The organism is Mesorhizobium sp. WSM4815 (assembly GCF_055811575.1).
In genome coordinates, this window is the sequence record NZ_JBVVQS010000069.1 from 17,372 (window position 1) to 39,750 (window position 22,379).

23 protein-coding genes are annotated in these 22,379 nt (G+C 63.7%); 11 read left to right on the top strand and 12 right to left on the bottom strand.

All coding sequences use genetic code 11. The annotated features are described in order from the left end of the window. The 4 genes from AC0L2B_RS02090 to AC0L2B_RS02105 all read right to left on the bottom strand — a co-directional run. Positions 1 to 383, bottom strand: a 383-nt coding sequence (locus AC0L2B_RS02090; protein ID WP_473743963.1) for an ATP-binding cassette domain-containing protein, incomplete at its 3' end; no start/stop codon positions are given. Next, entirely contained in the window at positions 380 to 1,210 is an 831-nt protein-coding gene (locus tag AC0L2B_RS02095; protein ID WP_473743964.1) for an ABC transporter permease, read from the bottom strand. The genes AC0L2B_RS02095 and AC0L2B_RS02090, both read right to left, overlap by 4 nt. Beyond that, positions 1,207 to 2,193, bottom strand: a complete 987-nt coding sequence (locus tag AC0L2B_RS02100; protein ID WP_473743965.1) for an ABC transporter permease — start codon at positions 2,191 to 2,193, stop codon at positions 1,207 to 1,209. The genes AC0L2B_RS02095 and AC0L2B_RS02100 overlap by 4 nt, the downstream gene beginning before the upstream one ends. A gap of 133 nt (positions 2,194 to 2,326) precedes the next feature. Further along, on the bottom strand, positions 2,327 to 3,937 hold the full coding sequence (locus AC0L2B_RS02105; RefSeq protein WP_473743966.1) for an ABC transporter substrate-binding protein: 1,611 nt from the start codon (positions 3,935 to 3,937) through the stop codon (positions 2,327 to 2,329). A 277-nt stretch (positions 3,938 to 4,214) separates the two neighbouring features. Here AC0L2B_RS02105 and AC0L2B_RS02110 point away from each other — a divergent pair, with 277 nt between their 5' ends. Further along, positions 4,215 to 5,405: a M24 family metallopeptidase gene (locus AC0L2B_RS02110; RefSeq protein WP_473743967.1), complete on the top strand. Its 1,191-nt coding sequence runs from the start codon at positions 4,215 to 4,217 to the stop codon at positions 5,403 to 5,405. A 130-nt stretch (positions 5,406 to 5,535) separates the two neighbouring features. Here the strand turns inward: AC0L2B_RS02110 and AC0L2B_RS02115 are convergent, their stop codons facing one another. Genes AC0L2B_RS02115 through AC0L2B_RS02125 form a run of 3 tightly spaced genes read right to left on the bottom strand, consistent with a single transcriptional unit; the run spans position 5,536 to position 8,091 of the window. Continuing rightward, positions 5,536 to 5,952, bottom strand: coding sequence for a cupin domain-containing protein (locus AC0L2B_RS02115; RefSeq protein ID WP_128170824.1), 417 nt, complete (start codon positions 5,950 to 5,952; stop codon positions 5,536 to 5,538). Between the two features lie 4 nt (positions 5,953 to 5,956). Then, a complete protein-coding gene (locus tag AC0L2B_RS02120; protein ID WP_473743968.1) occupies positions 5,957 to 6,883 on the bottom strand; it encodes a phosphoenolpyruvate hydrolase family protein in 927 nt (308 codons plus the stop codon). Between the two features lie 11 nt (positions 6,884 to 6,894). Further along, entirely contained in the window at positions 6,895 to 8,091 is a 1,197-nt protein-coding gene (locus AC0L2B_RS02125; RefSeq protein ID WP_473743969.1) for a Tm-1-like ATP-binding domain-containing protein, read from the bottom strand. A 115-nt stretch (positions 8,092 to 8,206) separates the two neighbouring features. On the opposite strand from AC0L2B_RS02125, the gene AC0L2B_RS02130 reads away from it, so the two are divergent. The 7 genes from AC0L2B_RS02130 to AC0L2B_RS02160 all read left to right on the top strand — a co-directional run bounded on the left by AC0L2B_RS02130 (position 8,207) and on the right by AC0L2B_RS02160 (position 14,896). Continuing rightward, the gene (locus tag AC0L2B_RS02130) at positions 8,207 to 8,890 is read left to right on the top strand and encodes a TetR/AcrR family transcriptional regulator (RefSeq protein WP_473743970.1); all 684 of its coding nucleotides are present in this window, start codon (positions 8,207 to 8,209) and stop codon (positions 8,888 to 8,890) included. Between the two features lie 359 nt (positions 8,891 to 9,249). Beyond that, complete coding sequence (locus AC0L2B_RS02135; protein ID WP_023797333.1) at positions 9,250 to 10,566, top strand: extracellular solute-binding protein; 1,317 nt, start codon at positions 9,250 to 9,252, stop codon at positions 10,564 to 10,566. Between the two features lie 66 nt (positions 10,567 to 10,632). Next, positions 10,633 to 11,538, top strand: a complete 906-nt coding sequence (locus AC0L2B_RS02140; RefSeq protein ID WP_473743972.1) for a carbohydrate ABC transporter permease — start codon at positions 10,633 to 10,635, stop codon at positions 11,536 to 11,538. A gap of 1 nt (position 11,539) precedes the next feature. Beyond that, positions 11,540 to 12,499, top strand: coding sequence for a carbohydrate ABC transporter permease (locus AC0L2B_RS02145; protein ID WP_473743974.1), 960 nt, complete (start codon positions 11,540 to 11,542; stop codon positions 12,497 to 12,499). Beyond that, positions 12,496 to 12,705: a hypothetical protein gene (locus tag AC0L2B_RS02150; protein ID WP_473743976.1), complete on the top strand. Its 210-nt coding sequence runs from the start codon at positions 12,496 to 12,498 to the stop codon at positions 12,703 to 12,705. The genes AC0L2B_RS02145 and AC0L2B_RS02150 overlap by 4 nt, the downstream gene beginning before the upstream one ends. Beyond that, complete coding sequence (locus tag AC0L2B_RS02155) at positions 12,702 to 13,811, top strand: ABC transporter ATP-binding protein (protein ID WP_473743977.1); 1,110 nt, start codon at positions 12,702 to 12,704, stop codon at positions 13,809 to 13,811. The genes AC0L2B_RS02150 and AC0L2B_RS02155 overlap by 4 nt, the downstream gene beginning before the upstream one ends. Beyond that, on the top strand, positions 13,811 to 14,896 hold the full coding sequence (locus AC0L2B_RS02160) for an ABC transporter ATP-binding protein (protein ID WP_473743979.1): 1,086 nt from the start codon (positions 13,811 to 13,813) through the stop codon (positions 14,894 to 14,896). The genes AC0L2B_RS02155 and AC0L2B_RS02160 overlap by 1 nt, the downstream gene beginning before the upstream one ends. A gap of 70 nt (positions 14,897 to 14,966) precedes the next feature. On the opposite strand, the gene AC0L2B_RS02165 is transcribed toward AC0L2B_RS02160, so the two are convergent. Next, entirely contained in the window at positions 14,967 to 15,938 is a 972-nt protein-coding gene (locus tag AC0L2B_RS02165) for an AraC family transcriptional regulator (RefSeq protein ID WP_473743980.1), read from the bottom strand. Between the two features lie 92 nt (positions 15,939 to 16,030). Between AC0L2B_RS02165 and AC0L2B_RS02170 the strand changes: the two genes are divergently transcribed. Further along, the gene (locus AC0L2B_RS02170) at positions 16,031 to 17,242 is read left to right on the top strand and encodes an MFS transporter (RefSeq protein WP_473743981.1); all 1,212 of its coding nucleotides are present in this window, start codon (positions 16,031 to 16,033) and stop codon (positions 17,240 to 17,242) included. A 56-nt stretch (positions 17,243 to 17,298) separates the two neighbouring features. On the opposite strand, the gene AC0L2B_RS02175 is transcribed toward AC0L2B_RS02170, so the two are convergent. Further along, positions 17,299 to 17,871, bottom strand: a complete 573-nt coding sequence (locus tag AC0L2B_RS02175; protein WP_473743982.1) for a TetR/AcrR family transcriptional regulator — start codon at positions 17,869 to 17,871, stop codon at positions 17,299 to 17,301. A gap of 104 nt (positions 17,872 to 17,975) precedes the next feature. Between AC0L2B_RS02175 and AC0L2B_RS02180 the strand changes: the two genes are divergently transcribed. Beyond that, a complete protein-coding gene (locus AC0L2B_RS02180) occupies positions 17,976 to 18,884 on the top strand; it encodes an SDR family oxidoreductase (RefSeq protein WP_473743984.1) in 909 nt (302 codons plus the stop codon). A 57-nt stretch (positions 18,885 to 18,941) separates the two neighbouring features. Continuing rightward, positions 18,942 to 20,237 (top strand): amidase, encoded by a 1,296-nt coding sequence (locus AC0L2B_RS02185; RefSeq protein WP_473743985.1) that lies wholly within the window; start codon positions 18,942 to 18,944, stop codon positions 20,235 to 20,237. Between the two features lie 11 nt (positions 20,238 to 20,248). Here the strand turns inward: AC0L2B_RS02185 and AC0L2B_RS02190 are convergent, their stop codons facing one another. The 3 genes from AC0L2B_RS02190 to AC0L2B_RS02200 are packed head-to-tail and all read right to left on the bottom strand — an operon-like array spanning position 20,249 to position 22,377. After that, the gene (locus AC0L2B_RS02190; RefSeq protein ID WP_473743986.1) at positions 20,249 to 20,635 is read right to left on the bottom strand and encodes a hypothetical protein; all 387 of its coding nucleotides are present in this window, start codon (positions 20,633 to 20,635) and stop codon (positions 20,249 to 20,251) included. A 43-nt stretch (positions 20,636 to 20,678) separates the two neighbouring features. Beyond that, positions 20,679 to 21,659, bottom strand: coding sequence for a hydroxyacid dehydrogenase (locus AC0L2B_RS02195; protein ID WP_473743987.1), 981 nt, complete (start codon positions 21,657 to 21,659; stop codon positions 20,679 to 20,681). A gap of 1 nt (position 21,660) precedes the next feature. Next, positions 21,661 to 22,377, bottom strand: a complete 717-nt coding sequence (locus AC0L2B_RS02200; protein WP_027153131.1) for a FadR/GntR family transcriptional regulator — start codon at positions 22,375 to 22,377, stop codon at positions 21,661 to 21,663. Positions 22,378 to 22,379: the final 2 nt, after the last annotated feature.

Genomic DNA, 22,379 nt, shown 5'->3' on the forward strand with positions numbered 1-22,379 from the left:
CGCCCGCGCGCCCGGCGGTGTCCGGCCCGCGCGCCCCCCCCCCCCCCCCGGCGGTCTGTCCCCCCCCCCCCCCCCCCCCGGCGGGGGGGGGGGGGGGGGCCCCCCCGGGCCGCGCCCCCCCCCCCCCCCCCCCCCCCCCAGGGGGGTGCCTTGGCACCAAAGGATGGCAAAAACCACTCGATCGAGCCTCCAACCTTGGAAGAACCCGGCAGCAACCCGGCGACGGCCAGCGCCAGAGTGCTCTTGCCCGAGCCGCTCTCGCCAATGATGGCGAAGCGCTCGCCGGCGGTGACATCGAGGGTGACATGGTTCAGCGCCGCCACCTCGCTGCCGTCGCGGCGATAGGTCACCGTCAAATCGCGAATCGAAAGCAGCGCCGTCACGACAGGCTCCTTCTCACCGCAGCCGTTTCGACGACGCCTTCACCGGCGAGATAGATGCCGAGCACGGTCAGCACGAGTGCCACGCCCGGAATGATCGACAGAAAGGGCGCGGTGCGCAGCACGGCGCGACCCTCGGCGATCATGCCGCCCCAGGTCACGCGGTTTGGGTCGCCGAGGCCGAGAAACGAGAGGGCCGCTTCGGTGAGGATCGCTGCGGCGACGATCACCGACGACAGCGCCAGCACCGGCGGCAATGCGTTGGGCAGCACTTCGCGCAAGGCGATCTCCAGCGGATGCATGCCGATGACGCGGGCGCCGGCGACAAAATCGCGCTCGCGGATCGACAGCACTTCGGCTCGCGCAACGCGCGCCGGCCCCGTCCAGGCGCCGAGCGCGATCGCCGCAACGACGACGCCGAGCGACGGCCCGACGACGCTGACGAAAGCCAGCGCCAGCAGGAAGCTCGGCACGGTCTGGAAGGCGTCGGTGATGCGCATCAGCACCTCGTCGACGAGGCCGCCGGCAAAGCCGGCCAGCGTGCCGACTATTGCGCCGACGGCAAGGGCTGTGGCTGCCGCCGCCAGCCCGACCGCCAGCGAGGTACGGGCGCCGTGGAGAAGCGCGGCCAGCACGTCGCGGCCGAGCCGGTCGGTGCCGAGCGGCAGCGACCAGTCCTGAAAGGGCGGCAGCAATGCCGGCCCGGCAATGGCCTGCGGATCGCCGGGAAAGAACAAAGGCGCTGTCAGCGCCATGGCGAACAACGCTACCAGGATGATCGCGCCGGCGACCGCTTCCGGCGTGCGAAGAAAGCGGCGAAGCGCGCTCACGCGCTGGCCTCGCTAGAGCCGACGCGCGGATCGAGGAAGGCGTAGCCGATGTCGACGAGAAGATTGATAATGATGACCAGAACGGCGCTGACCAGGATGACGCCAAGCAGCAGCGGCGTGTCGCGCGCTGCCACCGCTTCCTGCGCCAGCCGGCCGAGCCCGGGAACGGAAAAGACGCTTTCGATGACGACGCTGCCGCCGAGCATCTGCGCCGATTGCAGGCCGAGCATAGTGACCAGCGGCAACAGCGCGTTGCGGGCGACGTGGGCGAGCACGATGCGGCGGCGGGAGAGCCCCTTGGCGCGGGCGGCGAGGACGAAATCCTGTCGCCAGACCTCGGCCATGCCGGCGCGCATCATGCGCAGATAGAGTGCCAGATAGATGAAGCCGAGTGCCGACACCGGCAGGACGAGATGGCGGGCGATATCGGCCGCGCGGTCAAGGCCGGTCTTGCCCGACGCGATGCGCTCGATGCCGCCGATCGGGAACCAGCGCAGGTCGACGGCAAAGACGATGATCAGCACCAGCCCGAGCCAGAAGCCGGGAACGGCATAGAGCGCCAGCGAGCCGATCGACAGCAAGCGGTCGCGAAAGCCGCCGGGCTTGGCGCCGGCATAGATGCCGAGCGCAGAGCCGAGGCCGAAGGAGAGCGCGGTGGCGCTGCCCATCAACAGCAGCGTGTTGGGCAGGCGCTCGAGGATGACGTCGCGGATCGGCCGCGAAAAGGTCACCGACTGGCCGAGGTCGAGATGCAGCAGCGCCCAGAGATAGGTCGCCAGCCGCGTCAGCGCCGACTGGTCGAGGCCCCAACGATGGCGCAGCAATTCGATCATGCCGGCGTCGCCGCCGGTCGAGACGATGTAGGCGTCGACCGCGTCACCGGGGGCGGCTTCCAGCAAAAGGAAAGTGCCGATCACGACAATCAGCAGCACGAAGACGCTGCCGACGAGGCGACGACGAAGGAGGAGAAGCGCGCGGGTCATGGCGGCGCCGGCTGCTTGGGCCGATCAACAGAAATGCCGAGCCTAGGCACGGCAGGACAGAGGGGGGTATCGTCGAGCACGGACATTACCAACTTCACCTATTGGCGAAGGTCAATCTCAATTAACCCGCAGCTCACCCCTCCAGCCAGGTGTCCGCCCAGTTCGACACCGCCCAGCGTGGGTTGTTGGCGACATTCCCCACCGTGTCTCTGACAACGCTGATGAAACTCCATTCGGCGACATTGATCAGCGGCAGGTCGGCTGCGACCTTTTTCTGGAACTCCTTGTAAAGTTCCGTGCGCGCGGCGGGGTCGAGCGTCTCGGACGCCTTGGCGATGAGGGCGTCGAGTTCGTCGTTCTTGTAGCCGCCCTGGTTGGAGAACGGCACCCCGTCTGGAATGCCGCTCTGCACCAGGATGGTGGTCGAGATCGCCGGATCGCCGCGGAACACCGGCGGTCCGACCGCAAGGTCGAAGGCGTGGTCGGTGTAGACGGCCTTGATATGCGCGGCCGAGTCGTTGTTGACCAGCTGGGCGTCGATGCCGATGGCGGCGAGCGCCTGGCGCAGATAGTCGCCGAACTGCCTGGTCTCGTTGAAATAGGGCGCCGGCAGCAGCTTCACCGAAAAGCGCTTGCCGTCGTCGCCTTTGCTGTAGCCGGCTTTGTCGAGCAGGGCATTGGCCTTGGCCACGTCGAAGGCATAGGTCGGCACATCGGCAGTATAGAACTGCGGATCGTTTTTCGGCACCGGGCCGGTGGCGGTGGCGGCGTAGCCGAGGAACACCGTCTTGACGACGAAATCCTTGTCGATGGCGTGGGCGATCGCCTGGCGCACCTTCAGGTCGGCCAGTTCCTTGCGGCGATGGTTGATCTCGACGACGAGCTGATAAGTCAGCGCCTCATAACCCTTGGTGATCACCTTGAGGCCAGGCACTTTTGAGATGCGGTCGAGATCGGCCAGCGGCACCGCGGAAAAGGCGGCGAGTTGGATCTCTTCGGCCTCGAGCGCGCTTGCCGCCGAGGTGCGGTCGGGCAGCACCTGATAGATGATCTCGTCGAGGTAAGGCTGGTCCTTGCCCCAATAGTCCCCACTCTTCTCCAGCCGGTAATATTCGCCTGGCTTGTGTTCGGCGAATTTGAACGGGCCGGTGCCGACAGGCGCATTGTTGGCCGGGTTCTCCTCGATCTTGCCTGTCTCGTAGATGTGCTTCGGCACCACGCTGGTCAGCGCCGGCAAGGCGTTGCGGATCAGCTGGAATGGTGTCGGCCTGGCGAATTTGAACACCGCCGTCAGTTCGTCCGGCGTGTCGACCGTCTCCAGATCCTTGAACACGGTGCGGCCGAGATTCTGCAGCGGCTTCCAGATCTGCAGCGCCGAGAACGCGACGTCGGCGGAGGTGAAGGGTTTGCCGTCATGCCATTTGACGCCCTCGCGCAATTTGAACGTTACCGACAAGCCGTCCGCGGCGCCCTCCCAGCTTGTCGCCAGGCGCGGGTCGAGCCCGTCCTTGCCCTCAAAGGACGCCTCGGCCAGCGGTTCCAGGATCTTGCTCGCAATGAAGAACACGCCGTTGGACGCGACGATCGCCGGATTGAGGTTGCGCGGCTCGGAATCGGCGGCGACGACCAGTCGCCCGCCTTTCTTCGGCGTCTGTGCCCAGCCGATCGTCGGCAGCGCCGTCGAAGCCAGCAGGAGTGCCGAACCGGCAAGCACGCTGCGTCTGGAAATTGTGACCTCTGACATGATCGAACTCCGTCCCTCTCAGCCACTCGGCCGGGTGGCCACTACCCTCGGACGCCGGACGGCATCCTTGCAAGGGTGATTATGAGCCTTGCCGAGGGTTTCGCCAGCGACGGATTTGGCGCATCCTCATGTGGCTTTGAAAATTTCGTCCGCTGGACCAGTTACAGGGAAGCGGTTCAATCCGACCTTATCTGGTAGGACCAGACTTGTCTCGGTAAGACCAGACTGGAGACTGCCGCGATCCGATCGGCCGGTCAGGGAATTCAGGGAGAGAAAGATGAACGTCGTTCCGGGCAAGAATGCCGTCAGCACCATCCCGTTCGATCATGCCAGGGTCGACCGGCTGATGGAGGAAGCCGGCATCGATGTGCTGCTCGCCACCTCCAAGCACAACACGCAGTATCTGCTTGGCGGCTACAAGTTCATCTTCTTCGCTGCCATGGATGCGATCGGCCACAGCCGCTATCTGCCTATCGTGGTCTACGAGAAGGGCGGCCCGGACCACGCCGCCTATATCGGCAACCGCATGGAGGGCGCCGAGCACCAGAACAACCCGTTCTGGACGCCGACCTTCCACGCCGCCTGCTGGGGCACGCTCGACGCCGCCAATCTCGCGGTCGAGCACCTGGCGAAAATCGGCAAGGGCGACGCCCGCATCGGCATCGAGCCGGCTTTCCTGCCGTCGGATGCCTACACGCTGATCCGCAAGGCGCTGCCGGATGCCAGGCTGATCGATGCGACCGATATGCTGGAGCGGATGCGGGCGATCAAGACGGATGCGGAGCTGGAGAAGTTGCGCATCGCCTCCGAACTGATCACCGATTCCATGCTGGCGACCATTGCCTGGGCCCGCGAAGGCACGACCAAGACCGAGATCATCGAGCAGCTGCGGCGCGAGGAGACCAATCGCGGCGCGCATTTCGAATATTGCCTGCTGACGCTCGGCTCCAGCCACAACCGCGCCGGCTCGCCGCAGGCCTGGAAGAAGGGCGAGGTGATGTCGATCGATTCCGGCGGCAATTATCACGGCTATATCGGCGACCTCTGCCGCATGGGCATTTTGGGCGAGCCGGATGCCGAACTCGAGGATCTGTTGGCCGAAGTCGAGGCGGTGCAGCAGGCGGCCTTTTCCATGGTGCGCGCCGGCACGCTGGGTGGTGAGATGATATCCTACGCGGAAGGCGTGCTGAAAGCGTCGAACGTCGCGCCGTATACCGATTTCTTCGCCCACGGCATGGGGCTGATCACCCATGAAGCGCCGTTCCTGATGACCAATCACCCGGTGACCTATGAGGGCACCTATGCCGAAAAGCCGCTGGAGAAAAACATGGTGCTCTCGGTCGAGACGACGATGCTGCACCCGACGCGCGGCTTCATCAAGCTGGAGGACACGGTGGCGGTCACCGATAGCGGCTGCGTCATGTTCGGCGATCGGGGCAGGGGCTGGAACAGAGGCGGGGTGGCATAATCTCTCGCAATGGGCGGCGCCGCCCCTCATCCGCCTGCCGGCACCTTCTCCCCGAGGGCGACCTTTCTCCCCGTTTACGGGGAGAAATGCCCGGCAGGGCAATGAGGGGCAGCGCTGCCCGAGAAAAAGGTCACGCGCCCGGCGGCAGCAGCCTGAAATCCGGCAGGTCGCGCAACGCCAGTTCCGGCCCGGCCGGCGAATAGACGACGAAAAGCTGCATCGGCGCATCGCCGGTGTTCAGTGTCGAGTGGAAGCGGCTTTCCGGCACATAGATGGTGCAGCCGGGGCCAACCTTCTCAACGACCGGATTGCCGTCCTCGTCCTCGACCATCTGCTCGCCATTGCCTGATATGACGAAGATGATCTCTTCCGCACCCGGATGATTGTGGCGTGTGTGGCCTTTGCCGGACGGAAGGTCGACGACGCCACCGGAAAAGCGCGTGGCGCCGTTCACTTCGGGAGCCACCGTCAACGACAGCCTGCCCCAGTCGAAGCCGAAGGCGCTGACATCCTTCGGGTAGACAAACACCTTGCTCTTGTCGGTCATCGTCTCATCCCTTCTTTTTCTTCGCGGTCGTCTTGGCGCCGCTTTTTTTCGTTTGCGCATCGGATTTTCCCAAAACCGGCTCCGACTTTTGGGTCCGCTGCTCCAGCGAGACCGCCTTGAAATCGGCAGTCTGCCTAGCGATCGCCGCTTCCGCCGGCAGCCGCTCCATCGAGCTTGCCCCGTAAAAGCCGTGCAGGCCCTTGCAGCGTTCGAGGACGTAGCGGGCATCGTCCGGCATCGAGATCGGCCCGCCATGGCAAAGCAGGATGACATCCTTGCGCACGGCACGCGCCGCTTCAGCGATGGCGTCGATCTCCGCCACGCAGTCGTCGAGCGATTTGGCCGACGTCGCGCCGATCGAGCCGCCGGTGGTTACCCCCATATGAGCGACGACGATGTCGGCGCCGGCCTTGGTCATGGCGCGCGCCTCATCGGGGTTGAATACATAGGGCGTCGTCAGCAGATCGAGTTCGTGTGCCGCGGCGATCATGTCGACCTCGAGCCCGAAGCCCATGCCGGTTTCCTCGAAACTCTGCCGCATCTGGCCGTCGAACAGGCCGATGGTCGGAAAGTTCTGCACGCCGGAAAAACCCATCGTCTTTAGCTCGGCCAGCAGCAGCGGCATGATGACGAAGGGATCGGTGCCGTTGACGCCGGCCAGCACCGGCGTCTTCTTCACCACCGGCAGCACCTCATAGGCCATTTCCTTGACGATCTCGTTGGCGTTGCCATAGGCGAGCAGGCCGGCAGCCGAGCCGCGGCCGGCCATGCGGTAGCGGCCGGAATTGTAGATGATGATCAGGTCGATGCCGCCGGCCTCCTCGGCCTTGGCCGACAGCCCGGTGCCGGCGCCGCCGCCGACGATCGGCACGCCGCCGGCAATCATTTTGCGGAACTTTTCCAGGATCTTCTTGCGCGGTATGGCGGGCATGGCTTCGTCTCTCACTGTCTGGCGATGTCGAGAAAAGCCGCAACCGCAGCCTTGGCGAATTCGGGGTCGTTGATGTGCAGCGGCAAGCGGATCACGCGACGCGTGTTATCCGGCATGATGGTGCGCTCGATGGCCTCGAAGAGTGCTGCATCGGCTTCAGGGTCGAAGAAAGCGCCGCCTTCGACGTCGAGCGCCGAGACACCCTTTTCGGGGATGAGGAACCGGACCGGACCTTCGCAGAGGCTCAGTCTGGCGCCGATCCATTCGCCGATCCTGCGGCTTTCGTCAGGCGTCGTGCGCATCAGCGTCACGTTCGGATTGTGCTCGTAAAACAGCCGCCCGCTAAAGCGTTCCGGTATGGTCGACGGCGCCCAGAAATTCACCATGTCGAGCGCGCCGACCGAGCCGACGTAGGGCAGCCTGGTGCGGGCGATCGCCCCGAAGCGGTCTTCGGTTGCCGGCAGCACGCCGCCGAACAGGAGGTCGCAGACTTCTGTCGTCGTGATGTCGATGACGCCGGACAGCAAGCCGCTGTCGGCCAGCTTCTCCATGGTGCGGCCGCCGGTGCCGGTGGCGTGGAAGACCATGCAGTCATAGGTCGAACGAAGCTCGTCGGCGATGGAAGTCACGCATGGCGTGGTCACGCCGAACATGGTGAGCCCGATCGATGGTTTGCCGTCGGGGAGCGGCGCCGGTTTCGCAGCCATGCCTGCTATCGCCTGGGCGGCGTTGTGCAGCACGACGCGAGACAGCCGGTTCAGGCCGGCCATGTCGGTCACCGACGGCATCATGACGATGTCGGAGACATCGACATAAGGCGCGGTGTCGCCCGAGGCGAGCGTCGAGACCATGATCTTGGGCAGGCCGAGCGGCAGCGCGCGCATGCCTGATGTGATAATCGAAGTGCCGCCACCGCCGCCGATGCCGATCATGCCTGATATATCGGTGCGCGACTGGACAAACCGGGTGAAGGCGATGGCCATTGCCGCCACCGCGGTGCCGCGGTCGTCGACGCCCAGCACGGCAGTGCTGCCGTCGGGATGGTGGCCGGCGACCTCTTCGGCCGAGACATCGACCGGCACGGTCGCGTTGCGCGTTCCGACGTCGACGCGGGCGACAGCAGCACCGGTGGCTGCGACCGCATCGGCCAGAAAGGCGAGTTCCTCACCCTTGGTGTCGGCGGTGCCCACCACATAGACGCGTTTCATTGCGTTTCCCCGGTTCGAGGCGCACTCGGCGTTGCTGCCGGCCGCTCTTTTGCGCCGGCCGTTCGGCAGCGCGAAAGGCCATTGCAATTTTTTGAGACGTGCGTATCATATTGACATGAATGTCTCACGTCAACCAGTGACAGTGCCCGACGATGCCGGTTCTGCAGCGGCGCGCGGGCCGCGCGCCCGCACAAGGCGGTTGATGCTGGAGACGGCGACAAGGCTGATGCAGGCGGGCGCCACGCCCTCGGTCAGCGAGGTCGCCGAAGCGGCGGAAGTCTCCCGCGCCACCGCCTATCGGTATTTTCCAAGCCAGGCGGCGCTGGTGCAGGCGGTGGTCGACGAAGGGCTCGGGCCGATCCTCACCTGGAAATCGGCCTCGGCCGATCCGGAGCGTCGCGTCGTCGAACTGTTCGACACGGCCATGCCACGCATCGAAGCCTTCGAGGCGACGTTCAAGGCGGCGCTGAAGCTGTCGCTCGACCAGTGGGCGCGGCGGCAGGCCGGCACGCTGGACGGCGAGCCGGCCTTCACGCGCGGCCATCGCATCGATCTGCTCAAGGACGCGATCGCACCGCTCAAGCACCGGCTGCCGCCACGCGAATTCAAGCGCCTGGCACAGGCCCTGTCGCTGATCTTCGGCGTCGAAGTGCTGATCGTGCTGAAGGATATTTGGGGGCTGGACAGCCGCAAGATGATGTCGGTAGCGCAATGGGCAGCCGGCGCGCTGGTGCGGGCTGCAGTGATGGAATCGATGGCTGGAGGAAACAGACCTGCGCCGGCGACAGCTGCGGAATAGTATCGATCTGGTTCGACCAGATGGGGATGCCTACTACTGACAATAGTCGGCGTTTCGTAGCGCGAACAAGGGTCTTGCGTATCAACGAGTAGGAAAATTTAAGAAAAACAGACAGATGTTGCTGGAATCTGCTTGTCTGAGGCCCTGCCATCGTCCAAGAAAGAGCTTGACGTGCGTCCGAAATTGGTAATACCAGATCAGGACAATATAGCGGGTCGAAAGTGAGGGCTGCGATCCATTTCCGGTTGGGCGAGGAGGCTCGAAAACCGGAACGGCGCCATCACGGAAGGAACTACCAGGGCCGGCCTCGCCGCCGGCTCGGATGATACGGTAGAATGCGCACAAGGGAGGAAATCATCATGCGCAAGACAATGACCAGCATGCTTGCTGGTATCGGCTTAGTGCTCGCCTGCGGAACGTCTGTCTACGCGCAGGATAAGGAACTCACCATCTTCTGGGCTGAGTGGGATCCGGCGAATTATTTGCAGGAACTCGTCAACCTTTACGAGGCCGAGAGCGGCGTGAAGGTCACGGTCGAAACGACGCCGTGGCCGGATTTCCAGACCAAGGCGTTCACCGAGTTCAACGCCAAGGGCAGCGCCTACGACATGGTCGTCGGCGATTCGCAGTGGATTGGCGCGGCCTCCGAGGCAGGCCACTATGTCGACCTCACCGACTTCTTCAACAAGCACAATCTGAAGGAAGTGATGGCGCCGGCGACGGTGAAATACTACGCCGAATATCCGTCCAACTCCGGCAAATACTGGTCGATACCGGCCGAGGGCGACGCGGTCGGCTGGTCCTATCGCAAGGACTGGTTCGAAGACCCGAAGGAAATGGAAGCCTTCAAAGCCAAGTACGGCTACGATCTCGGCGTGCCGAAGGACTGGAAGCAGCTGCGCGACATCGCTGAATTCTTCCACCGTCCCGACGAGAAGCGCTACGGCGTCGCCATCTACACCGATAACTCGTACGATGCTCTGGTGATGGGCGTGGAGAACGCCATTTTCTCCTTCGGCGGCGAACTTGGCGACTATTCCACTTACAAGGTCGACGGGATCATCAACTCCGAGCAGAACGTCAAGGCGCTCGAGGCCTACAAGGAGCTCTATTCCTTCACCCCTCCTGGTTGGGCCAAGAGCTTCTTCATCGAGGACAACCAGGCGATCACCGAGAACCTGGCGGCGATGAGCATGAACTACTTCGCCTTCTTCCCGGCGTTGATCAACGAAGCCTCCAACCCGAATGCCAAGGTCACCGGCTTCTTCGCCAACCCTCCAGGACCGAACGGCGACCAGTTCGCCGCGCTCGGCGGCCAGGGCATCTCCGTCATCTCCTATTCGCAGAATCAGGAAGAGGCGATGAAGTTCCTGGAATGGTTCATCAAGGACGAGACGCAGAAGAAATGGGCGGAACTCGGCGGTTACACGGCAAGCGCCAAAGTGCTCGAGTCGCCTGAATTCCAGAACGCCACGCCTTACAACAAGGCCTTCTACGAAACCATGTTCAAGGTGAAGGACTTCTGGGCGACGCCGGAATATGCCGAGCTGCTCATCCAGATGAACCAACGCGTCTATCCGTACATCACCGGCAATCAGGGCACGGCCAAGGAAGTGCTCGATGCGCTCGCCGCGGACTGGAACGCGACGTTCAAGAAATACAACCGCGTGAAGTAAACGGCACTAACGCTCGGAGGGGGCGGGAGCCCGCCCCTTCCGTCTTCTTTTCCGGAGGAACGGCCCTTGGCCACTGCAGTCATGACCACGCTGGATCCCAAGTCGCGCTCCGCCGCACGCGGCATGAGCGACCTCACGATCCGCAATGTCTTCATCATTCCGACGATCGTTTTCCTGATCGTCTTCAACATCTTTCCATTGCTCTATTCGCTCGGCTATTCGTTCACCGACTTTCGCGCGTCGAGCCCCGCCGCCGCCACTTTCGTCGGACTGCAGAATTACCGCGAGTTGCTCAATGACCCGTTCATCTGGTCGAATTTCGCCATCACCGCCAAATATGTCATCGTCTCCGTGGTCGGCCAGGTCATCGTCGGCTTCGGCGTGGCGTTGCTGCTCAACCGGGATATCCCGTTGAAGGGCCTGCTGACCACGCTGCTGCTGTTGCCGATGATGCTGTCGATGGCTGTCGTCGGCCTGTTCTGGAAACTGCTCTACGATCCGTCCTTCGGCATCATCAACTATACGCTCGGCCTCGGCTCCTTCGAGTGGCTGTCCAACCCCGACATGGCGCTCTACGCGGTTGCCATCACCGACATCTGGATGTGGTCGCCCTTCGTCATGCTGCTGTCGCTCGCCGGCCTGTCGGCGGTGCCGAAGCACCTCTACGAGGCGGCCGCGATCGACCGCGCCGGCTCGTTCTATACGTTCTTTCGCATTACGCTGCCCCTGGTCGCGCCGATCCTGATGATCGCGATCATCTTTCGCACCATGGAGGCGTTCAAGACCTTCGATCTTGCCTACATCCTGACCAGCCAGCCAACCACCGAGGTGATCTCGATCCGGCTCTACAAGATGGCGTTCCAGGAATGGCAGACCGGGCGCTCCTGCGCGCTCGCCTACATCGTGCTGATCATGATCCTGGCGATCACCAACATCTACGTCAAATACCTGAACAAGGTGAAGGAGCGCTAGCATGGCCGCTGTCACCACCTCTGCCGAGCGTTCGCTCAACAAGCTCGCCATCGCCGGCGTGCTGATCGTCACGATTATCTTCCTGGCGCCGATCTACTGGATAGCCTCGACGGCGTTCAAGCCGCGCAACCTTGCCACCACCATCCCGCCGACGGTGGTCTTCCAGCCTGAGATATCGCCCTTCGTCAAGCTGTTCACCAAGCGCTCGCAGCTGCGCACTGCGCCGACGCCGGAACAATACGCCGCCGCCCCGTGGTGGGAGCGACTGGTGTTTGACGGCGGCGAGAAGGTGGTGCGCTCGGGCAAGGGCGAGGTGCAGTGGTCCGGTTATCCGAGCCGCTTCATGAATTCGCTGATCGTGGCCATCACCTCGACGATCCTTGCCGTCGGCATGGGCACCTTCACCGCTTACGGGTTCTCGCGCTTCAAGATAAAGGGGGAACAGGACCTGCTCTTCTTCATCCTGTCGACGCGCATGCTGCCGCCGGTGGTGGTGGCGATCCCGATGTTCCTGATGTACCGGGCGGTCGGCCTCAACGACACGCATTGGGGCCTGATCATCCTCTACACCGCCTTCAACCTCAGCTTCTCTGTATGGCTGATGAAGGGGTTCATGGACGAAATTCCGAAGGAGTACGAGGAGGCGGCGCTCGTCGACGGCTATACGCGCATGGAGGCCTTCTTCAAGATCGTGCTGCCGGAGGCGGCCACCGGCATCGCCGCCACCGCCGTGTTCTGCTTCATCACCGCGTGGAACGAATATGCCTTCGCGCTGATCATGACCAACCGGCGGGCCCAGACCGCGCCGCCGTTCATTCCAAGCCAGGTCGGTTCCGGCCTGTCGGACTGGACGGTGATTGCCGCCGGAACCTTCCTGTTCCTGCTGCCGGTCGCGATCTTCACCTTCCTGTTGCGCAACCACCTCTTGCGCGGCATGTCCTTCGGAGCGATTCGCAAATGATCCGCCATGCTACAATCCAGCGCACGGCCGAGATCGTGATGGTGTGCGGCATCATCGCGCTCTGCCAGCCGTGGAACCTCTTCCTGCACCGCTATGGGCTGACGATCATCATCGTCGGGCTGCTGACGTTCATGATCACCGGCTGGGTTGGTCCAAGGCAGAAGCCGAAGGCGACCGGCGCGCCGGAAAAAGAAGGTCACGCATGACCCAGATCGAGCTTCGTGGCGTCCAGAAATTCTTCGGCGCCGTCCAGGTCATCAAGGACCTCAACCTCAAGATCGACGACAACGAGTTCATCGTGCTGCTCGGCCAGTCGGGCTGCGGCAAGACGACGACGCTTCGCGCCATCGCCGGGCTTGAGACGATCGACGGCGGCGATGTCCTCATCGACGGCAAGCCGGTCCAGCATCTCAAAGCTGCCGACCGCGACATCGCCATGGTTTTCCAGTCGTTCTCGCTCTATCCGCATATGAGCGTCTACGAGAACATCGCTTTTCCGTTACGCGCCATGCGCAAGAGCAAGTCGGAGATCGACGGCGAGGTGCGCTCGGTCGCCAAAGTGCTGCAGATCAATGATCTGCTCGGCAAGAAGCCGTCGGCGCTGTCGGGTGGCGACATGCAGCGCGTGGCAATCGGCCGGGCGCTGGTGCGGCGGCCGAAGGCGATGCTGATGGACGAGCCGATCGGCGCGCTCGACGCCAAGCTGCGCGAGGAGATGCGCGCGGAGATCAAGCGGCTGCACATCAAGCAGGGCTCAACCACCATCTACGTCACGCACGACCAGATCGAGGCGATGAGCCTTGCCGACCGCATCGTCATCATGCATGAGGGCGTTCTGCAGCAGGTAGGCAGCCCATCGGAAGTGTATACGCGCCCGGCCAATTTGTTCGTCGCGCAATTCGTTGGCTCGCCCGTGATGAACGTCGCCAACGCAGCGGTGACCATGAACGGTTCCGGCGCCAGGGTCACCGTCGACGGTGCCGCGGAAGGGTTCGTTTTCCCGGCCGAACTGGTCGGCCAGCTCGACGCCGCGAACGTCGGACAGGACCGCCTCTCACTCGGCATTCGCCCCGAAGGTGTGATAGTCTCGCGCGAGCCGGCGGACGGTTATCTGCCGGTCGAGGCGCACATCATCGAACCGCTTGGCTCCTACGACATTGTCGACCTCAAGGTCGGGACACAGATGTTGCGCGCCCGAACCCGTTCCGGTTTCGTCGGCAAGGCGGGGATCCAGGTCTTCGCCAAGCTCGACCCGGCGCAGGCGCATTTCTTCGACACGGCAAGCGGCAATTCGCTGGGGGTGAGACTCTGATGGCCCATATCCAGCTCAAGAACATCTCAAAGGCATTCGGCAATCACACCGCATTGACCGGGCTCAATCTCGACATTGCCGACGGCGAGTTCTTCGTGCTGCTCGGCGAGACCGGCGCCGGCAAGACAACGACGCTGCGCATGATCGCCGGCCTGGAAAAACCGGACGAAGGGCAGATATTCATCGACGGCGCTGATGTCGCTGACTGGGGTGCGGCCGAGCGCGATGTGGCGCTGGTTCTGCAGCAATACTCGCTCTATCCGCGCTACACGGTGCGCGAAAATCTCGAATTCCCGCTGAAGCCGAAAATCCGCCGCATCGAGCCCGACGAGATCAAGAGGCGTGTCGACCGCGTTGCCAAGACCTTGCGTATCGAGCATCTGCTCGACCGCAAGACGGATCGCCTCTCTGGCGGCGAGATGCAGCGCGTCTCGATCGGTCGCGCCATCGTCAGGAAGCCGCGCGTGTTCCTGATGGATGAGCCGCTGTCGGCGCTCGACGCCAAGTTGCGCGAGGCGCTGCGCACCGAGCTGAAGAACATCCAGATGAACCTTGGCCAGACCTTCCTGTTCGTCACGCACGATCAAATCGAGGCGATGTCGATGGGCGACAAGGTTGGCGTGCTCAACCATGGCCGCATCGTCCAGACCGGCACGCCCTATGAGATCTACAACAATCCGCGCGACACCTATGTGGCGAGCTTCGTCGGCTCGCCGCCGATGAACCTCATTGACGGCAAGCTCGTCAATGGCCGCGCGGTGATGGCGCCGCTGAATTTCGAACTGCCTTTTGCGGGGGGGGCCAGGACGAGCGGCGGGACCGACGGTCGCCCGCTCGTCTTCGGTATTCGTCCCGAGGATCTCTATCTCGAGAGCGGGGCGCCGGTGGAAGCGCGCGTCCACGATGTCGAGAACCATGGCGTCGAAAAGATCCTGACGCTGCGGGTCGGCGACGCCATGCTGCGGGCCACGGTGCCGGCCAGAACCGATGTCGACATCGAGCAGCCGGTGCGCTTTGCCTGGGATCCGGACAAGGTGGTGCTGTTCGACAAGGGGACCGGGATAAGCCTTCGTCACGCAGGCTAAGCCGCGTCGCGCAAAAATGCGCGTCTGTTGGGCGGGAGGATGCCAGGCGGCTTGAAGCCTGTGGCCAGGTTTAGCCGGCTTGGCGGGTCTCTGCCTGTTCCTCGGCCCGGAAATGGCTGGGAGCCGATCCGATGACGCGCTTGAACGCCCGGCTGAACGACGCGTCGGATTCATAACCCAGGCGCGCGGCGACGACGGAAATCTTCAACCGGTCGCGGACCAGCCATTGCCGTGCCTGGTGCATTCTCACCTGGGTGACATATTTGGCCGGCGTTTCGCCGACGATCGTCGCGAAGCGTTCGGCGAAGCCTGATCGCGAGGCGCCCATCATCCTGGCCAGCGTTTCCACCGTCCAGTCGCGGTCCGGTTCGAGGTGGATCGCGGCCAGCACGCGCCCGATCTCGCGATCCCTCACCGCGGCGATCCAGCCGGACGAGTCGCCGCAGCCACGCTCGACCCATGAGCGGATGACGGTGGCGGCCAGCACATCGGCAAGCCGTGCCAGAATGCCGCCGGAGCCGACGCGCTCCATCGTCACTTCGCGCGCCATCGCCTCCAGCAGATGCGGGATGCCAGGTTCATAGGCTTCCAACTCGTGCGCGCGCATCACGTCCGGCATCATGCCGAGCAATGGGTGCAAACCGTCGAGATTGAAATACATGCTGCCGAAAAACAGCAGCGTCCCCGGCCGATAGCCTTCGTTGGACAGGCAGTAAACGCCCTTGCAGACCTCTCCGACCTCGTAACCCTGGATCGGCGAAGCCTCGGTGCCCGGCTCGCTCGCCAGGACGTGTGCGGCGCCGCGCGGCAGCAGCACCGCGTCGCCCGCCTTGAGCTCGACCCAATCGCCGGACGGCTGCAGCAACCAGCATCCTGTGCGGCCGATGAAGTGAAACCGCGCCGCCGTCTGGGCCGGAAACTGGAGGCCCCAGGGCTCCTGCATTTCACAGCGGCCATATTCGACGCCGTCGAGCCGTAACCCGCGCAATATGTCTGTCAGCGGATCGCCGGTGACCGGAATTTTGGACGAATGGTCAAGCATGATGGTGTTTCTAGCATGGAAACTCCAGGCGGTCACTCCCTATGTTGCACTGTAGCCAAATGTTGCGCTGCAACCAGATCGGAGATCCCATCATGACCGAACCCGCGACAGGCTTCATCGACGCCGTTCTCGATCCGGCGGAAACCGATGAACGAGCCGAGCCGGCGTGGGGAGCGGTCGTATCCCTCGCGCTCGGTGTGTTTGGGCTGGTGACCGCGGAATTCCTGCCTGCCAGCCTGTTGACGCCGCTGGCGCAGGATCTCGGTGTGACCGAAGGCACCGCCGGCCAAGCGGTGACGGCAACCGCCGTTGTCGGCGCGATAGCCGCCCCGACCATGGCCATCATCACCAAACGGCTGGACCGCAGGCTCGTCATGTGGGGACTGAGCGTGCCGCTGATCCTGTCGAACCTGTTGGCGGCGTTTGCGTCCTCGCTTCCCGTTCTTCTGATCGCCCGCATCATGCTCGGGATCAGCCTCGGCGGGTTCTGGTCGATGTCGGCGGCCATGGCGATGCGGCTTGTCCCGATGCGGCTGATGCCGCGCGCCATGTCGATCATTCTCACCGGCGTTTCGGTGGCGACCGTCTGTGCGGCCCCGGTCGGTGCCTATGTCGGTGACATCTGGGGATGGCGAACGGCCTTCATGATCGCAGCTGTTGTCGGCGCCCTGGCGCTGCTGGTGCAGATCGCCACCCTTCCGAAGCTGCCGCCGGCGGGCGTGGCAAGCTTTCGGACCTTGCTGGAGGTAATAAAGCGGCCGATGATCAGGGTTGCGCTCCTGGTGGTCCTGCTGGTCGCCTCGGGACATTTTGCCGGCTTCACCTATGTCCGCCCGTTTCTCGAAAAGGTGCCCGCGCTGGACATCGAGACGATCTCGCTTGTGCTGCTCGCCTACGGCATCGGTGGCTTCTTCGGCAACTTTGCCGGCGGGTTCATGGCTGAACGAAGCCTCAAGACCGCAGTGGGCCTGGCGCCACTGCTGATTGCGGTCGCGGCACTTCTGCTGCTGACCATCGGCGCTTCGCCCGCGGTGGCGGCGATAGCGGTGGCCGCCTGGGGTTTTGCCTTTGGCGCGGTGCCGGTCGGGCTGCAAACCTGGCTTGTGCGAGCCGCTCCCGACCAGGCAGAAAGCGCTGGCGGGCTGATGGTCGCCACATTCCAGGTGGCCATCGCACTGGGCGCCGTTTTCGGCGGCCTGCTGGTCGACAATGCCGGCGTTGCCAGCGCTTTTGCCTATTGCGGGATCGCGGCGTTGCTGGCGGCTCTGGCGGCGTTCCTGCTCGGCCCGAGGAGCGCAACCTAAGCCATCCGTAGGTGCGTCCCACCTAGGACGCCTCCAAGAACTGGCCCGAATATCGGTTATGGTTTTCGGGCCGTGGCGATTGCGGCGACGAAACGGCCCAGACTGTCTTCGACGTAGGTTGCAACTTCGACTTTCGGGTCGAAACTCCACCAAAGCAGCGAACCCTGCCAGTGCGATGCCATCAGCAGGCCGATGTCCAACGGCGTGTCGACGACAGAGGCAAAGCAAGAGTCGAGGATGTTGCACAGGGATGCCTTCCACGACGCCCCCCGCGCGCGAAGCACCGGATCGCGCAGATCTTCGCGCAGGACGAGCAGGCCCTCGGCATAGGATTCGATGCCGCCATAGTCGCGTGACAGCGCCACCAGCAATTCGATCGCGCCAAAAGGGGTCCTCGGCGTCGCGTCTGCGAGCTTTGTCGTCCTCGCGTCCAGCCTGTCCCATGCCTGCAGCAAGGTTCTTTGCCTGAGCGTGGCCTTGTTCTTAAAACGCTGCACCAGGGTCGAGCCGGAGAGCCCGCAAGTTTGGGACAGCCGTTCAAATGTGAGTGCCTCCGGGCCATGCCTGTGGATCAGCCGGTGTGCCGCTTCCAGCACGTCCTCGTCGGATTGCGTTTTTTGCCGAGGCATCTTGACATCCATTTATAACCGAATGATCATTTATATATCTTAACATTGAAGAAGGCCAGCATTGGTTGGTCAGAGCATTGGTTGGTCAGAGTCTGGGGAGTTCAATGACGCTTGAGGGAAAGGTCGCTTTGGTCGCTGGCGCCACGCGCGGTGCGGGGAGAGGTATTGCTGTCGAACTGGGTGCCGCGGGCGCGACGGTCTACGTCACCGGGCGGACGACACGCGCGCATCAGTCCGAATACGCCCGCCCGGAAACCATCGAGGAAACGGCGGAGCTTGTTTCAGCGCAAGGCGGCCATGGCATCGCTGTGCAAGTCGACCATCTGCTTGCCGAAGACGTGCGCAAGCTGGTCGACCGGATACGTGCCGAGCAGGGCCGCCTCGATGTGCTGGTCAACGACATTTGGGGCGGCGAGAAACTGTTCGAATGGAACAAGCCGGTCTGGGAACATGATCTCACGAATGGTTTGCGCATGTTGCGGCTGGGCATCGACACGCATCTGATCACCGCGCATTACGCGCTGCCGCTTCTGATCGAGCGCCCGGGCGGCCTGCTGGTCGAAGTCACCGACGGCACTGCGGAGTATAATGCCGAGCATTATCGGCTCTCACCGTTCTATGACCTCGCCAAAGTGTCGGTGACCCGTATGGCCTGGGCCCATGCCAAGGACCTCGCCCCGCACGGCGCCACCTCGATTTCGCTGACACCCGGCTGGCTGCGTTCGGAAATGATGTTGGAAGCTTTCGGAGTGACCGAGGACAACTGGCGTGATGCGACAGCAAAGGTGCCGCATTTCGTCATTTCCGAGACCCCGCGCTTTATCGGGCGTGCAGTGGCGGCGCTTGCGGCGGACCCGGATCGTTCGCGCTGGAACGGACAGTCGCTGTCGAGTGGCGGGCTGGCGCAGGTCTACGGCTTTACCGATCTCGACGGCTCGCGGCCTGACGCGTGGCGCTACGTTCCCGAGGTTCAGGACGCCGGCAAACCAGCCGATGCGACTGGCTATCGCTAGAGCCATCGACGTCAGTGTGCTGGGCTGTTCGGCGACAATAAAAAAGTAGACTGTGCCATGCAATCAGCCCGCGACCGCCTCGAAGCCGTCCTTTCGCGTCTTGCCGTCCGCGCCGACAATGAAAGCGTGTTCGTAAAACTCTATCCGGAAGCCGCACGAGCAGCAGCCGACGCCGCCGATGCCAGGCGCAGAGCCGGCGTGACGCTCGGGCCACTCGACGGAACAATTCTGTCGATCAAGGACCTTTTCGATGTCGCCGGCGAGCCGACCACGGCCGGTTCGTTGTTGCTCAGCACCGCAGCGCCGGCGCTGCGGGATGCCGTCATCGTGCGGCGGCTGCGGCAAGCGGGCGCGGTGATCTTCGGCAAGACCAACATGACCGAATTCGCCTTCACCGCAATCGGCGTCAACCCGCATTGTGGCACGCCCGGCAATGCGACCGACGCCGGCCGGATCGCCGGTGGCTCATCCTCCGGCGCCGGTGTTTCCGTTGCCGAAGGCACGAGCGAGATCTCGATCGGTTCCGACACCGGCGGCTCGGTGCGTATTCCGGCGGCGCTGAACGGTGTCGTCGGCTTCAAACCGACGGCGCGGCGGGTACCGCGCGTTGGCGTCTTCCCGCTGTCCGACACGCTCGACTCTATCGGCCCGCTCGCGCGCACCGTCGCCGAATGTGCGGCAGCCGATGCGGTGATGGCGGGCGAAGAGTTCGCGGCTCTTGTTCCGCTACCGCTTGCCGGACTGCGCATCGGCTTTCCCTACGGCGTGCTCTTCGACGATATGGAAGAAGAGGTCGCGGCGGCGTTCGAGCGATGTGCTCGCAAGCTGGAACTCGCCGGTGCACGCCTCGCTGATCTGCCCATCGATGACCTCCTCGTCGATTTGCGCGCGGCAACCAGGCGGGCCTCGATTGCGGCAATGGAGGGCGCCGCGGTCCATGCAGATTGGCTGGCGACAGGTGCGGCGACGCCGGTCGATCCGCGGGTGAGCGAGCCGTTGTCGCGCGCCGCTGCCGTGCCGGCCACCGCCTATATAAGGGCAATCCGCCGCCGCACGGCGCTTGTCGCCGCCATGGACCAGCGGCTGGCGTCTGTCGATGTGTTGGCCCTGCCGACCACACCGGTCACCGCGCCGACCATCGTGTCGATGACCAGCGACGAAGCTCTGTGTGAGCGCACGGAAGGCCTTCTGCTGCGCAACACGCAGATCGCCAACCAGTTCGACCTCTGCGCGATCTCGCTGCCGATGCCGGGAATGGCGCGCCCGGCCGGGCTGATGCTGGTGGCGCGCCACGGCGACGACCACCGTCTGCTGCGCATCACGGCGGAAGTCGAGGCACTGCTTGGCCGTTGAAGATGTGAACGTTAATGCGACGAACAGTGGCCGCGTTCGCTTTCCCTGGACGCGCGTTCGATACCGGTCGCGACCAGCCATGGCAGAGTGTATTGCTTGCCGTTGAGGATCTGGGTTCGGTTCTCGATGGAGCCAACAACGACGACCTTGCCGGCGTAGAGCTTGTCCGAAAGATCGGGTGCCTTGTCCTGCGGCGGCAGTTCCTCGATGTCGATCGACACGCCCTTGATGATCTTGCCCGTGGCAAGGTCGCGCGCGCTGTTCGACGGACAGGGCGCCATCACGCAGCGCAGGCCGTTGTCGCAATAGACATAACTGCTCTCGGCTGCAGCGACCGAGGGCAGGACGCAGATCGAAACGATCGCAACGAGCAGCGGGGTGCGGCGAAAAGCGAGCATGGGGTGCAGCGTCGTGCAGAAATTGGGCGAAACGGCGGTAGCGTTACGCGTCGGCCGGGAACCGCCGCCGGTAATGCTCGACGACTTCGGGATTGCGCAGGTTGACCGGCAATTTGTTGGCCAGCACCAGCAAGGTTTCATCAGCCGAACCGACGCCCATGCGCATCATCGACTGCTCGGTGATGCCGGCCATATGCGGCGTGACAATGACATTGTCGAAGCCGAAATAGGGGTGATTGGGCGGCAGCGGCTGCGTCGCAAAGACATCGAGCGCGGCACCGCCGATACGGTCCTTCTGCAGGGCTTCGATCAGCGCCTCGTCGTCGATCACCGGCCCGCGCGAAATATTGATCAGCAGCGCGTGCGGCTTCATTCGGCCGATGCGCCCGCGGTTGATCAGCCCGCGCGTCTCCGCTGTCAGCGGGCAGCACAGAACGATGATGTCGCTCTGCTCGACCAGCGCATCGATCGACAGGAACCCGACCCTGTCCGGCGCCGGCCTCCTGCTGCGTGTCGTCGCCACCACGTTCAGCTCGAAACCATGCGCCGCGATGTGGCCGACTGCCTGTCCGATGGCGCCGAAGCCGACAATGCCGATCGTCTTGCCGGCGAGCTCGCTGGCGAGAATGGTGTGGTCGCGGCCGGCCAGCCAGCCTTTCGCCCGCAAGTCGCGGTCGACCATGCGGAACCGCCGCAGCAGCGCCAGCGCCGCGAACATCACGTATTCGGCGACCGAGCGCGCATTGACCGCCGGCACGTTTGCCACCAGCACGCCGGCCGCCGTGGCGGCTTCCATGGGAACCATGTCGAGCCCGGCGCCGTGGCGGATTGCGGCCCGGAGCTTCGTCGCCCCTTCGAACAGCGCTGATGGCAGCGGCGCGCGAACGATGATGATGTCGGCATTCCCAGCCTCAGTCGCCAGCGTGTCCGCATCGAGGGCGGAGGCGACGACGAGTTCGCCGGCGCCGGTCAGCATGGCGGAGGCGCGCGGGTGCAGCGTGTGTGTTGTCAAGATCTTAGGCATGTCAGACCGGTTCGAGCGCTGGGCTGTGAGGTTCTGCCCCGCCGCCCTCGATCAGGCCTTTCCAATAGCTTTCCGCGCCTTGCAGATGGGCGCTCATCAGCGCCTGGGCGAGGTTGCCGTCGCGGCGCAGCAGCGCCTCGTAGATCTGGATGTGCTCGGCATGCGAGCGCATGCTGCGTTCGGGATCGTTGAAGTAGATCGGCAGGCGTTGCTCGCCCATCAAGTAATAGAGGCTGCATATATTGTGAAAAACGCTGTTCTTGGTTGCCCGCACGATCTCAAGGTGAAATTCGCGGTCCTCCTTGGCGAGGCCCTCGCCCGCCGCAATGCGGTCTTCCGAAGCTTTCAGGATTTCGCGCAGCCGCTCGAAATTTTCCTCGGTGGCGCGCGAGCAGGCAAGCTCGGCAGCCTTGATCTCGTGGATCTTGCGCAACTCGACGGTCTCGTAGATCTGGATCGGATCGAGCGGCAGGCCGGCCTTGGCAAAAAGCGCCATCGCTTCGACGCTGGCCTGCTTGGTGTCGATGTAGATGCCGGACTTGGCCCGGCGCTCGACGATGCGCATGGCTTCGAGGATGGCCAGCGCCTCGCGGATCTGGCCGCGGCTGACGGCGAAATGTTCCGCCAGTTCACGCTCCGACGGCGTTCGGCCGGTTGCCTTGTCGGAGTGGGAGAACAGATAGGCGGCGAGTTCCGCGAGAAGGTTCTTTTCTTTCATGA